The following is a 13604-nucleotide window of genomic DNA, read 5'->3' as shown; positions in this document are numbered from 1 at the left end:
CCGGACGCCCTCCCCCGACTTCGCACCACCCCCATCGCCCCGACCCCCGGAAAGCAGGCACAGTGACCATCACCGCCCCCGACATGACCGTCTTCGAGTCCCTGGAGTCGGAGGTCCGCAGCTACTGCCGCAGCTGGCCGGTCGTCTTCGACCGCGCGCAGGGCAGCGTCATGTACGACGAGGACGGCCGCTCCTACCTGGACTTCTTCTCCGGCGCCGGCGCGCTCAACTACGGGCACAACAACCCGGTGCTCAAACGCGCGCTGCTGGACTACCTGGAGCGCGACGGCGTCACCCACGGCCTGGACATGAGCACCACGGCCAAGCGCACCTTCCTGGAGCGCTTCCAGCAGGTCGTCCTGGAGCCGCGCGGCCTGGACTACAAGGTGATGTTCCCCGGCCCGACCGGCACCAACGCGGTCGAGGCGGCGCTGAAGCTGGCCCGCAAGGTCAAGGGCCGCGAGTCGATCGTCTCGTTCACCAACGCCTTCCACGGGATGTCGCTCGGCTCGCTCGCCGTCACCGGCAACTCGATGAAGCGGGCCGGCGCCGGCGTGCCGCTGGTGCACGGCACCCCGATGCCGTTCGACAACTACTTCGACGGCCGCGTCCCGGACTTCCTGTGGTTCGAGCGGCTGCTGGAGGACCAGGGCTCCGGCCTCAACCAGCCGGCCGCCGTGATCGTCGAGACGATCCAGGGCGAGGGCGGCATCAACGTCGCCCGTCCCGAGTGGCTGCGGGCCCTCGCCGACCTGTGCGAGCGGCGCGACATGCTGCTGATCGTCGACGACATCCAGATGGGCTGCGGCCGCACCGGCGCGTTCTTCTCGTTCGAGGAGGCCGGCATCACGCCGGACATCGTCACGCTCTCCAAGTCCATCAGCGGCTACGGCATGCCGATGTCGCTCGCGCTCTTCAAGCCGGAACTGGACGTCTGGGAGCCCGGCGAGCACAACGGCACCTTCCGCGGCAACAACCCGGCGTTCGTCACCGCCACCGCCGCGCTGGACACCTACTGGGCCGACGGCCAGCTGGAGAAGCAGACCGTGATGCGCGGCGAGATGGTCGAGCGGGCGCTGCGGGAGATCTGCGTCGCGCAGGCGCGCGCCGGCGCCGAGTTCCGGGGCCGCGGCCTGGCGTGGGGCCTGCAGTTCATCGACCCCGCGATCGCCGGCCGGGTCTGCGCCCGCGCCTTCGAGCTGGGGATGCTGCTGGAGACCTCGGGACCGCGCAGCGAGGTCGTCAAGCTGCTGCCGGCCCTGACCATCAGCCCCGACGAGCTGGACGAGGGTCTGCGCACCCTCACGCGGGCCGTGAGCGAAGCGGTCGCCGAGAGCGCCTGAGTCCCGGCGTCCGCGACCCACCACGAACGGAAAGAAAGCAGAGGCAGACCGTGATCGTCCGATCCTTCCAGGACATCGAGGGCACCGACCGCGATGTGACCGCCGAGACCGGCACCTGGCGCAGCAAGCGCATCATCCTCGCCTCCGAGGGCGTCGGCTTCTCGATGCACGAGACCACGATGTACGCCGGCACCGAGACGTCCATGTGGTACGCCAACCACATCGAGGCGGTGCTGTGCGTCGCCGGCGAGGGCGAGCTGACCAACGACGAGACCGGCGAGACCCACTGGATCTCCCCGGGCACGCTCTACCTCCTCGACGGCCACGAGCGGCACACCATGCGCCCCGCGACCGACCTGCGGTTCGTCTGCGTCTTCAACCCGCCCGTCACCGGGCGGGAGGTGCACGACGAGAACGGGGTCTACCCGCTGCTGACGGAGGCCGGGGGCACGACGACCGCGACCCGGACCGGGAACCGGACCGAAACGGGGACCGAGACCGAGACCGAGGGAGCCTGACGCCATGACGACGACCACCACCGACACCATCACCAGCCGGTACCCGACGCGCGGCGCGACCGAGGTCATCACCCCGCGCCAGGACCCGGTCGTGTGGTCCGACTACGGCACCCCTGGCCCGATCCAGCCCGCCGAGCTGCGCGGCTACGAGCGGGACGGCTTCCTCGGCGTCGACCAGCTGCTGATGCCGGGCGAGGTGGACCGCTACCGCCAGGAGCTGGACCGGCTCGTCGCCGACCCGGCGGTCCGGGCCGACCCGCGCGCGATCGTCGAGCCGAAGTCCGGGTCGATCCGCTCGGTGTTCGAGGTGCACAGGATCAGCGAGGTCTTCGCCGAGCTGGTGCGCGACCCGCGGCTCGCGGACCGCGCGCGGCAGATCCTCGGCTCGGACGTCTACGTCCACCAGAGCCGGATCAACGTCAAGCCGGGCTTCGGCGCGTCGGGGTTCTACTGGCACTCGGACTTCGAGACGTGGCACGCGGAGGACGGCCTGCCCGGGATGCGGACGGTCTCCGTCTCGGTCGCGCTGACCGAGAACCACGACACCAACGGCGGTCTGATGATCATGCCGGGGTCGCACCGCACGTTCCTCGGCTGTTCGGGCGAGACGCCGAAGGACAACTACAAGCGGTCGCTGCAGATGCAGGACGCGGGCACGCCGTCCGACGAGGCGCTCACCGGGCTGGCCGGGGAGCACGGCATCAAGCTCTTCACGGGCAGGGCGGGTTCGGCGACCTGGTTCGACTGCAACTGCATGCACGGTTCCGGCGACAACATCACGCCGTTCCCGCGCAGCAACGTCTTCATCGTCTTCAACAGCGTGGAGAACGCGGCGGTCGAGCCCTTCGCGGCTCCCGTGCGGCGGCCGGAGTTCATCGGTGCCCGGGACTTCACCCCGGTGCGCTAGCAGGACCCTTCGGAGGGCGGGCCGCCACGGGCGGCCCGCCCTCCGCGCGTGGTCGGCCGCCTCCGCGCGTCCGCCCCGCCCTCCGCGCGTCGCGCGTCCCTCCGCGCGCCGCGGGCGGCCTCAGCTGCCGTCGCGCAGGTCGGCGGGCGCCCAGGACCGGAAGGCGATCTTGTCGAAGACCGCCGTGCACCCCTCGGCGTCCGGGGACGGGCACTGCGTCATGAAGCCGACGCTCGCGGCGGCCGCCTCCCGCTCCGTGCCGAGGGCGAAGAGCCGGACGAACGTCCACCGCTCGCCGTCGCCGGAGGCGTGGAAGGCGAAGGCGCGCCCGGTGCGGGTGATCCGCAGCCAGACGTGGTCCCCCGGCACCTCGTAGCTGTTGGCGTCGTCGGAGCGGCCCCGGGTGACGACCGAGACGACGGTGTACCGGGCGGGTGACAGCTCCAGGCAGAGCTTGGCCCACTCGCCGTCGGCCACCCCCAGGTAGAGCGCCCCGGCGTCGCCCGCGGACCGCAGTCCGGCCGTCACCCGGGCGATCAGCTGGAAGTCGCCGGGCGGCGGCGTGCCGAGCAGCCGGGGCGCGTCGGCGGCCGGCTCCTTCGGCTCCCGGCCGGGGTGCACGAAGCGGTCCTGGCCGGGACCCGCGGTGAGGACGAGCGTGCCGTCCCCGTACCCCGGGTCCGCGGCCGGACCGTACGCCCGCAGCCCGAAGGGCAGCTCCTCCAGGGCGAGCACCGTCAGATCTCCAGCCGGCCGTCGAAGCGGCGCGGCAGGCCCAGCGGGTTCTCGTCGCGCAGTTCGGCGGGGAGCAGCGCGGCCGGGGTGTCCTGGTACGCGACCGGGCGCAGCCAGCGCTCGATGGCGGTGCCGCCGACCGAGGTGGACGTGGACGTGGTCGCCGGGTACGGCCCGCCGTGGTGCTGGGCGGGGGCGACGGCGACGCCGGTCGGCCAGCCGTTGACGAGCAGCCGTCCCGCCAGCGGGGTGAGTTCGGCGAGCAGCGCGGTGGCCGGGCCGTCCTGCTGCCCCGCCTCCTCGTCACCGAGGTGGACGGTGGCGGTGAGGTTGCCGGGCAGCCGCTGAAGCACCGCGGTGATCTGCTCGCGGTCCTCGTAGCGCGCCACGACCGTCACCGGCCCGAAGCACTCCTCCAGCAGCAGGTCGTGCGGCCCTTCGGCGGCCAGCCGCTCGGCGGCGACGGTGAGGTATCCGGCGCTGACGGTGTGCTCGCCGCCGGAGCCGGGCGTCACCGGGGCTTCGACGCCGGGCAGCGCGGCCCTGGCCTCGACGCCGGCGACGAAAGCGTCCCGCATCCGGGTGTCGAGCAGGACGCCCGCGTCCGAGTCGCTGACGGCCGCGGTGACGGCCTTGAGCAGCCGGTCGCCCGCCGCGCCGGCCGGGGCCAGCACCAGTCCCGGCTTGACGCAGAACTGGCCGACGCCGAGCGTCATGGACCCGGCGAGTCCCGCGCCGATCTGCTCGGCGCGCTCCTCCGCCGCGGCCTCGGTGATCACGACCGGGTTGAGGCTGCCCAGCTCGCCGTGGAACGGGATCGGCTTGGGGCGGGCCGCGGCCGCGTCGAACAGCGCCCGGCCGCCGCGTACCGAACCGGTGAAGCCGGCGGCGCTGACCAGGGGGTGCTTGATGAGGTCGATGCCGGCCTGGAAGCCGTGCACGACGGAGACGACGTCGGCCGGCAGCCCGACCTGCACGGCGGCGCGGCGCAGCACGCTCGCGCACAGCTCCGACGTGGCGGGGTGGTCCGGGTGCGCCTTGACGACGACCGGGCAGCCGGCGGCCAGCGCGCTCGCGGTGTCGCCGCCGGGCACGGAGAACGCCAGCGGGAAGTTGCTGGCCGAATAGACCGCGACCACGCCGAGCGGGATCTTGTAGCGGCGCAGGTCGGGACGGGGAGCGGGCTTGGCGGCCGGGTCCGCGTGGTCGATGACGACGTCGAGGAAGGCGCCCTCGTCGACGATGTCGGCGAACGCGCGCAGCTGGAACGTGGTGCGGGCGAGCTCGCCGGTCAGCCGGCCGGGGCCGAGCGCGGTCTCGGCGTCCGCCGCCTCCAGCACCTGCGGGCCGGCCTCCTCCAGGAGGTCGGCGGCGGTGCGCAGCAGGCGGGCGCGTACGCTGCGGTCGGCGAGCGCGGGCGCCGCGGCGGCCGCGGCGCGGACGGCGGCGTCGATCTCCGCCGTGGTGGCCTCGTCCGCCACCTGCTCCCGCTGCTTCCCGGTACGGGGGTCGACGGACCAGACTGGAACAGCCACCGGGGAACCTCCAGATTTGCCTCATGTGGATCAGGCACTGTTCGATATGCTGAACAGTGTCTTCACTTATGAATCTTTGAACCATTCCGGAGCCTACTTGCAGGGTCCGGGGCCGAACAAGAGGGGTCAGGACGATGTCTGCTGGCGACGGTGGCGGTTCTCAGGTCAAGTCCGCGGTCCGTACGGTCGAACTGCTGGAGTTCTTCGCCGGGCGCCCCGGCATGCACAGCCTCGCGGCCGTGCAGGAATCCGTCGGCTACCCCAAGTCCAGCCTGTACATGCTGCTGCGCACCCTCGTGGAGCTCGGCTGGATCGAGACCGACGCCACCGGCACACGCTACGGGATCGGCGTCCGCGCCCTGCTCGTCGGCACCTCGTACATCGACGGTGACGAGGTCGTCGCCGCGGCCCGCCCGACCCTCGACCGGCTCTCCGACGACACCAGCGAGACGATCCACCTCGCCCGCCTGGACGGCACCAGCGTCGTCTACCTCGCGACCCGCCAGTCCCAGCACTACCTGCGCCCCTTCACCCGGGTCGGCCGCCGCCTGCCGGCGCACTCCACCTCGCTCGGCAAGGCGCTGCTCGCCACGTACTCCGACGAGCAGGTCCGCAAGCTGCTCCCCGAGACCCTCGAACCCCTCACCGAGCACACCCACACCGACCGCGAGAAGCTCATCGAGGAACTCGCCGTCATCCGGGAGCAGGGCTTCGCCGTCGACCGCGAGGAGAACACCCTCGGGCTGCGCTGCTTCGGCATCGCCATCCCGTACCGCACCCCGTCCCGCGACGCGATCAGCTGCTCCGTCCCGGTGGCCCGCCTCACCCCCGCCCACGAGCAGATGATCAAGGACGCCCTCTTCGACGCCCGCGACCGCCTGACCCTGGCCACCCGCCGCCTCTGACCCCCCTGATCGTCACAGAACGTCGACGACCCGCCCCTGGCCGGGTCGCGCCGGATCCCGCAGTGCGAGAATCAACGCGGAGTTGATCACACACGGGGGAGAACGTGGCGAATCGTCCGACGGATTGGCATGTGCTGGACCTGGACCGGGATCCGGTCCCGGGCGACGCGTACGAGGTGAAGGAACTCGCCCGCAAACTGGGCGACTTCGCGGACGACGTCTCGTCGGCCCTGCGCTCGGTGAAGGGTCTGAGCGGCAACAACGCGGTGCAGGACTGGGCGGGTCTCGCCGCCGACGCATACCGGGAGCAGTTCGGTGATCTGCCGGGCGAGCTGACGAAGCTGGAGAAGTCCTACCGGCTGGCGTCGGGCGCCCTGGAGACGTACTGGCCGAAGCTGGAGACCGCGCAGGCGGACGCCGACCGGGCGCTGGCCCAGGGGCGTACCGCCCGCCAGGACCTGGACGCGGCGAAGACCACGCAGGGCAACGCCAACGACTGGGTGAAGCGGGCGGGCGACAAGTCCAAGGAGTACCAGGCCGACCCCAAGCCGGGCGTGGAGCCGCCGTCGGCGGAGGAGGTCCGGACCGCCACCCGCAACGCGCTGGACGCGTCGAACGCCCAGAAGTCCGCCAATGCCGCGGTGCACGAGGCGCAGCAGCGCCTGGACGCGGCGAAGGAGCTGGCCGCCCAGGCGGCTCACCTGCGCGACACCGCCGCGTCGACCGCCGAGCACGCCCTGCACGAGGCGTCGGACGCGGGGATCAAGAACAAGCACTGGTGGGAGAAGGCGGTCGACTGGGTCGCCGACCACTGGGACGAGATCGTCGCCGTCTGCAAGGTCATCGTCGCCGTCCTCGGCATCCTCGTCATGATCATCGGCGGCCCGCTGGCCTGGCTCGTACTGGCGGCGGCACTGGTCGTCCTCGCCGACACCCTGGTCAAATACGCCCAAGGAAAAGCCAGCCTCTGGGACGTGGCGTTCGCCGCCCTGGACTGCATCCCGGGTTTCAAGGGTCTGACCACCGCCGGCGGCCTGCTCAAGATGGCCAAGAGCCTGCCCAAGCTGATGAAGGGCATGGGCAGCCATCTCGGCGACATCGCCGGCGCCATGCGCAAGGGCGCCCAAGGCGTACGGCAGGCGGCGAAGCGCATGGGTGAGCGCCGGTGCAAGAGCGACCCGATCGACGTGGTCACGGGCGAGATGGTGCTGCCCCAGGTCGATGTCGACCTGCCCGGGGCCCTGCCGGTCCTGCTGGAGCGCGCGCACATCTCGTCCTACCGCTCCGGCCGGTGGTTCGGGCCGTCCTGGGCCTCGACGCTCGACCAGCGGCTGGAGCTGGACGGGCAGGGAGTCTGCTTCGTCGCCGACGACGGCATGCTGCTGCAGTACCCGGTGCCGGCCCGCGACGTGCCGGTGCTGCCCGTCGCCGGTCCGCGCTGGCCCCTGGTCTGGGACGGCTCGCCGGCTGGAATCGTCACCGTCACGGATCCCGACAGCGGACGCACCCTGCACTTCGACCCCAACGGGCCCACCCTGCCGACTGCCTCCGGGCAGCCGCTCCAGCTGCCGCTGCGCGCACTCAGCGACCGCAACGGACAGCGAATAGACATCGACTACAGCGACGACGGGGTGCCGACGGGAATCCGCCACGCGGCCTACCACCTCAAGGTGGCCACCTCGGAGGGCCGCATCGCAGCCCTGTACCTGCTCGACAGGGCGCGCGAGGGGTCCGCGGAGCAGGTAGCGGACGGACAGGAGCGCCGGGAGCCGGCAGAGATCCTGCTCGGCCGGTTCGGCTACGACAACGGCCGACTCGCCGAGGTGTTCAACTCCTCGGGCCGCGCCGCCCGCTTCGCCTACGACGACCACGGCCGGATCACCGGGTGGCAGGACCGCAAGGGAACCGGCTACGCGTACACGTACGACAGCGCTGGCCGGTGCGTGCGCACCACCGGTTCCGACGGGTTCCTCAGCGGCACCTTCGACTACGACACCGACCGCCGGGCCACCGTCCACACCGATTCACTGGGTCATACGACCACGTTCCACTACAACGAGGAACTCCAGGTCGTGCTGGAGATCGACGCCCTCGGCCGCAGCACCGCGAGCGAGTGGAACAGCCGCGACCAACTCCTGGCCCGCACCGACGCCCTCGGCCGCACCACCCGGTACACCCGCGACGCCGAGGGCAACCTGCTCACGATCCGGCGCCCTGACGGCACGTCGACCACCGCGGAGTACAACGCCCTCCGGCTTCCCGAGTCGATCACCGAACCGGACGGCAGCCGCTGGCGCTTCGGCTACGACGAGCGGGGCAACCTCCTCACGGTCACCGACCCGATCGAGGCCACGACCCGCCACACCTACGACGAGCTCGGGCGGCTCCGCGCCGTGGCCGACGCGCTGGGGCACACCCGCCGCATCGAGGCCGACGCCGCCGGCCGGCCGGTCGTCCTGACGGACGGCAGCGGGTCCTCCACCCGGTACACCTACGACGCGCTGGGCCGGGTGACCGCCATCACCGACCCCACCGGCGGCGTCACGCGCTTCACCTGGTCCGTCGAGGGGTTGCTGACCTCCCGCAGCACCGCGGCCGGCCACACCGAGCGGTGGGTGTACGACGGCGAGGGCAACATGGTGCAGCACATCGAACCCACCGGAGCCGTCAACCGCTTCGAGAGCACCCACTTCGAGCTGATGACCGCCAGGACCGCGCCGGACGGCTCCCGGATGGAGTTCGCCTACGACACGGAACTGCGCCTCACCCGGGTCACCGACCAGCAGGGCAGAACCTGGACCTACGAGTACGACCCGGCGGGCAACCTCCTGCGCGAGACGGACTTCAACGACCGCGTCCTGTCCTACCGGTACGACGCGGCGGGGCAGCTCGTCGAGCGCGTCAACGCCGCGGGCCAGAGCGTCGAGTACACGCGGGACGCCCTCGGGAACATCGCGGAGCAGAACTGCGGCGGGCTCGTCACGACGTTCCGCTACGACCGGCTCGGCCGGATGGTCGGGGCCTCCAACCCCGACGTGGACATCGCCTTCGAACTCGACGCGGCGGGCCGCCTCGTCGCCGAGACCTGCAACGGCCGCGTCCTGCGGAACACGTACGACCTGCTCGGGCGCCGGACGCGGCGCCTGACCCCGGGCGGGGCCGTCAGCACCTGGGAGTACGACGCCGGCCACCGTCCCACCGCTCTGCGGGCCGCCGGGCAGCTGCTCCGCTTCGGCTACGACACGACCGGCCGGGAGGTCAACCGAGAACTCGGTGCGACCACCCTTCACCGGGAGTGGGACGACGACCACCGGCTGACCTCGCAGACCCTGACCGGCTCGGACGGCCAGGTCGCTCTGAGCCGCCGGTACACCTACCGCGCGGACGACTACCTGACGGCCGTCGACGACCGGGCCGGCGGCAGCCGCGGCTACGACCTGGACCCGGTGGGACGGGTGACCGCCGTACACGCCGATGCGTGGACCGAGCGGTACGCGTACGACGCGGCCGGCAACCTGACCGAGGCGCAGTGGCCCACGGGTCCCGACCCGGAGGACGCCGATGTGCTGGGCGCCCGCACCTTCACCGCGGCGCTGGTCAGCAGGGCGGGCCGGACGACGTTCGAGCACGACGCCCAGGGGCGCGTCGTGCGTCGCAGCCGCAAGCGGCTCTCGGGCGGTTCCCGCACCTGGGAGTACCGCTGGGACGGCGAGGACCGGCTCACCGACGCGATCACGCCGGACGGCCGGCATTGGCGCTACCTCTACGACCCCCTGGGGCGGCGGACGGCCAAGCAGTTGCTGGACAAGGACGGCCAGGTCGTCGAACGGACCGACTTCACCTGGGACGGCACCGTACTGGCCGAGCAGTGGAGTTCGGCGCAGGGCCGCACCCTGACGCTCGACTGGGCTCCGGACAGCGGACTGCCGGTGGCGCAGACCGATCGCGTTCCACTGGGCGACGCGTCCCAGGACGAGTTCGACGAGCGCTTCTACGGCATCGTCACCGACCTGCTCGGCACCCCGACGGAACTCGTCTCCCCTGACGGGCACATCGGCTGGAGCCTGCGGACCAGCCTGTGGGGAAACGCGCTGTCCGACCCGCGCGGCGAAACCGAATGCCCGCTGCGTTTCCCCGGTCAATACCATGACGACGAGACCGGGCTGCATTACAACTACTTCCGTTACTACGATCCGACGGTCGGCCGCTTCCAGAGCCTCGACCCTCTCGGTCTCGCCGGTGGCCCGAATCCCGGTTGGTACGTCCCGAACCCGACGGCATGGATCGACCCGTACGGCCTCGCCCTCTGCCGGCAGAAGCCGCGTATCGAGGACGGGAACGTCAAGGAGGGCTGGATTCACATCGACGGCCGCCACATCTCGGGCACCATCCCCAACCACGGCGGCCTGAGCAGCCTGATGCCGCCCACCACCACCCGCGAGCAGGTGCTCAAGGCCGCGACGACCGCGGTACGAAAGGGGAACCGGATCTCCGACCCGGCCAAACGCATGCAGTTGTTCGAGAAGAAGATGACGGTCAACGGTTTCACTGCCAAGTACCATGTCCTGGTCGATTCACACGACGCGAACCGGGTGGTCACCTTCTTCCCCTTCGGAAAGAGTTTTGGGGCGTAATGCGATTCGTGTTCTCCGCCGACGATGTGCCGCCGCCCTCCGGGTTCGACCTCGGGCACATGGAGGTGGAGGGGAACCTGGGGGTGTACTCGTCGCGCGCGCAGGTTCCGGACCAGGCGATGATGATCTACGTTTCCGTCTCGCTGCTGCTGGACGGTCTGCGGTCGCTCGTCGAAGCCGGGCGCGGCGGGTACACGTTCGGCGGGGTCGACTCGTCCTTCTCGCTGAAGTTCTCGCTGACGAAGGACGGGACGCTCACCACGCGGGCCCCCGGTACGCCGGTCGACCGGTCGGACGTGCGGACCGTCGTCGCCGCGGTGTGGGCGGCGGCGCGGGAGTTCGCCGCCGCCCGGCTGCCGGGGCTGCCGCCGGACGACGCCGGGCGGCAGGACCTGGAGATGTCGCTCGCCGCCTTCGCGCCGCTGGCCTCGGCCGGCGGGTAGCCGGGGTCGGGTCCGGTCAGACGCGGGTGACCTGGCCGCAGCCCTCGGCCGGGGCGACGGGCTTGCTGCGGTCGTAGGGGTCGACGGCCGAGGCGGAGGGGCCCGGGGTCGTGCCGGGGCCGTCCGCGGGGTCGATCTCGGGGTGCAGGAAGCCGTCGGTGATGTCGCAGGCCGAGTTGCCGAGGTCCTGGCGGTAGTCGGTGATCCAGAGCTTGCCCGCGGTCACGTTCTTCACCCGGGGGTCGGCGACCTCGAAGTCCAGCACGCGCCGCACGATGGTGCGGGAGACGGCCGTCGAACGGCCGTCGGCGGCGGTCACCCCGTAGACGAAGGTGACGTCGGCGTGCACGGCGACCGAACCGCCCTTGCCCTCCGCGAACGTGACCAGGCCGCGGGTCTTGACCACGTCGCCGACCAGCCGCACCTCGGCCGGATCGAACCGGCTGGCCACGGTCAGCGGGTTGTGGCTCTTGCCGGGCTTGCTGAAGGCGGTGTCCCAGCTCGCGATGACGTCCGACTCCCAGGGGTCGATCAGGTTCATCGCGACCTGCGGGCGCTCCCCCCGCAGCGTCGCCGGGTTGAGGTTCGTGTCGATCAGGAACTGCTTCGTCCGGTCCAGCGCGCCCGCCACCTGCTCGCGCGTCATCCGCCCCACCGGCTTCGCCGCGGGCAGCACGATCCCGGCCTCGCCGTTCGCGTACAGCAGGGCCGGCGAGCCGCGGAAGGGCTCCGCGAGCGTCGGGGTGTCCGCCATCGGGTCGGCGGGCGGGGCGGCCGTGGGCGGGGCCGTCTCCGGGGGGAGGGTGGCGGGCGGGCGGCCGGAGCCGTCGGACCGGTAGCCCGTCTGGTCGGCGGAGTCCGCCGAGGCGCCGGAGCCGCTGAAGTCGCCGTGCAGCCAGTCCAGCGCGGTGGACGGGTTGAGCACCGCCAGGAGGACCACCACCACCGCGAGCACGCCCAGCGCCCCGCGCCACCGCCGCCGGGTCGCCCGGCGCTCCTTCTCGTGCCAGGTGGTCCCGGTGCGCCAGCCCGCGGGCTCCACGGGCCGCGCCGCCCGCGCGCGGCGCCCCCAGCGGCTGCCCTTCTTCTGCTGCTGCGCGGCGAGTTCCGCCTCGCGGCGGAGCCGTTCCGTCACCATCCGGGCGCGCGCCGAGGGCTCCTTCGGAGCCTGCGCCCGGATGTCCTGTTCGGTGTCCCGGACGAACTTCTCCCAGACATCGTCCGGTATGCCGGAATCTCCTCCGGAAACGGGTGGTTCAGCGGTCACGGAAGGGCCCCCCACAGGCTGTTCTGACACGTGAGGGCAGTTCTACAGGCCGGTGGCGCACCCTACAAATCGGTTCAGGACCGCAGGGTGCCGAGCGCCGAGCGGACCGTTTCCAGGTCCGCGTCGGAGGCCAGGCCCGCGTGGTAGAGCCGGACCTCGGTGGCGCCGAGGTCCGCGGCGTGGGCGAGGTCGGCGGCCAGCGTGCCGGGGCTGCCGCCCATGCCGGCCACGACCGGGAAGTTGGCGGCGAGGACGGTGCCGGGGCGCCGGTGGGCGCCGAAGGGGCCGAGGACGGCGGCCCGTTCCGCCGGGCCGCCGGCGCAGGGCAGGACGAGGCCGTCGGCGTGCGCGAGCACGTCCTCGGCGTCGACGCCGACGTTGGCGCCCGTTCGGTGCGGGCCCGGGTCGGCGTGCAGCAGGACCTGGAAGCCGGGGCGGGCCGCCGCGCGGACCGCCGCGACCACCTCGCGCTGGAGGTGCCGCGCCACCATCGCGCGCCAGGACAGCGTCGCCCCGGCCAGGTCCGCGCCGAGCAGCTTCTCGACCCCGGCCCACTCGGCCGCGCGGTCGCCGGGCGCCGGCTCCCGCTCGCCGGACCAGACGGGCGCCAGCGCGGTCCGCACGGCGCTCTGCAGCGCGTCGGGGTCCTGGCCGAGCCCCGAGTAGCCGTCCCGGCAGGTGCGGCAGAAGCAGAGCGACATCAGGTACTGCGCCGACCCGTCCAGCGGCACTCCCCCGACCTTGTCGTGCGCGTGCAGATGGCTGAATCCGTACCATCCGCAGGACTCCAGCTCGGTGCCGTCGCTCCCCGGCCGGACCGCCGCCTCCACCGCGAGGTCGACGGCGTAGGCGCGCACCTCGGGCTGTGCGATGCACGGCGCCCACGGGTAGCGGTCGCCGTAGGCGTTGCGCACCGAGGTGCGCGGGAACTCGTCGCCCATCCGGGAGTTGTGCGCGAGCACCACCCAGGAGTGGACGGCGAGCCCGGCCGCCGACAGCGCGGCCGCCGCCTCCCCGTACGCGTCGGTCGCCGGCACCCACGCCTGCGGGTAGGGGCGCAGCGAGCGCCCGCTCCAGCGCTGCGGGTCCGGCGGGTAGAGCACCGCCGCGTGCCGGGCCGTGACGATGCGCCCGCGCGGATGGCGGGGGGTCAGGGCGCGGGTGGAGTGGTACGCGGACGCGAGCGTGACCTGCTGCACGCCGAGGTCGGCGATCCGGCGCGGGGCGTCCGGATCACCGACGACGTCCCAGGGGTAGACGAAGGCGGAGGCTTTCACTGTGGCTCCTCATACGGCGGGTCGGCACACGCGGGCCCGG

The 13604-nt window shown here is 72.4% G+C and carries 10 protein-coding genes; 6 read left to right on the top strand and 4 right to left on the bottom strand.

The annotated features are described in order from the left end of the window. Window positions 1-62: 62 nt before the first annotated feature. The 3 genes from ectB to thpD are packed head-to-tail and all read left to right on the top strand — an operon-like array spanning window position 63 to window position 2768. On the top strand, window positions 63-1343 hold the full coding sequence (ectB, locus tag ABZ721_RS21225) for a diaminobutyrate--2-oxoglutarate transaminase (RefSeq protein WP_358790195.1): 1281 nt from the start codon (window positions 63-65) through the stop codon (window positions 1341-1343). A 50-nt stretch (window positions 1344-1393) separates the two neighbouring features. Continuing rightward, window positions 1394-1861, top strand: a complete 468-nt coding sequence (locus ABZ721_RS21220) for an ectoine synthase (RefSeq protein WP_358790194.1) — start codon at window positions 1394-1396, stop codon at window positions 1859-1861. A 4-nt stretch (window positions 1862-1865) separates the two neighbouring features. After that, window positions 1866-2768: an ectoine hydroxylase gene (gene thpD / locus ABZ721_RS21215; RefSeq protein WP_358790193.1), complete on the top strand. Its 903-nt coding sequence runs from the start codon at window positions 1866-1868 to the stop codon at window positions 2766-2768. A 120-nt stretch (window positions 2769-2888) separates the two neighbouring features. Here thpD and ABZ721_RS21210 read toward each other — a convergent pair whose 3' ends face one another. Continuing rightward, entirely contained in the window at window positions 2889-3509 is a 621-nt protein-coding gene (locus tag ABZ721_RS21210; RefSeq protein WP_358790277.1) for a DUF1349 domain-containing protein, read from the bottom strand. Continuing rightward, window positions 3506-5038, bottom strand: a complete 1533-nt coding sequence (locus ABZ721_RS21205; RefSeq protein WP_358790192.1) for an aldehyde dehydrogenase (NADP(+)) — start codon at window positions 5036-5038, stop codon at window positions 3506-3508. Before ABZ721_RS21205 ends, ABZ721_RS21210 begins: the two co-directional genes overlap by 4 nt. Before the next feature lie 134 nt (window positions 5039-5172). Here ABZ721_RS21205 and ABZ721_RS21200 point away from each other — a divergent pair, with 134 nt between their 5' ends. From ABZ721_RS21200 to ABZ721_RS21190, 3 genes are all read left to right on the top strand, one after another. Then, window positions 5173-5943, top strand: a complete 771-nt coding sequence (locus tag ABZ721_RS21200; RefSeq protein WP_358790191.1) for an IclR family transcriptional regulator — start codon at window positions 5173-5175, stop codon at window positions 5941-5943. Between the two features lie 104 nt (window positions 5944-6047). Then, window positions 6048-10577 carry an RHS repeat-associated core domain-containing protein gene (locus ABZ721_RS21195; protein WP_358790190.1) on the top strand — a complete coding sequence of 1510 codons (4530 nt, stop codon included), beginning with the start codon at window positions 6048-6050 and terminating at the stop codon, window positions 10575-10577. Beyond that, window positions 10577-11020, top strand: a complete 444-nt coding sequence (locus ABZ721_RS21190) for a hypothetical protein (protein ID WP_358790189.1) — start codon at window positions 10577-10579, stop codon at window positions 11018-11020. Before ABZ721_RS21195 ends, ABZ721_RS21190 begins: the two co-directional genes overlap by 1 nt. Window positions 11021-11036: 16 nt before the next feature. On the opposite strand, the gene ABZ721_RS21185 is transcribed toward ABZ721_RS21190, so the two are convergent. Further along, the gene (locus ABZ721_RS21185) at window positions 11037-12287 is read right to left on the bottom strand and encodes a hypothetical protein (protein ID WP_358790188.1); all 1251 of its coding nucleotides are present in this window, start codon (window positions 12285-12287) and stop codon (window positions 11037-11039) included. A gap of 74 nt (window positions 12288-12361) precedes the next feature. Beyond that, window positions 12362-13564, bottom strand: a complete 1203-nt coding sequence (locus ABZ721_RS21180; protein WP_358790187.1) for a hypothetical protein — start codon at window positions 13562-13564, stop codon at window positions 12362-12364. Between the last annotated feature and the right edge of the window lie 40 nt (window positions 13565-13604).

This window comes from Streptomyces sp. NPDC006733 (assembly GCF_040636125.1).
In the GTDB taxonomy this organism is placed as follows: Bacteria; Actinomycetota; Actinomycetes; order Streptomycetales; family Streptomycetaceae; genus Actinacidiphila.
Note: the sequence above shows the minus strand (reverse complement) of the source record. Positions and strands in the feature narration are given on the sequence as shown.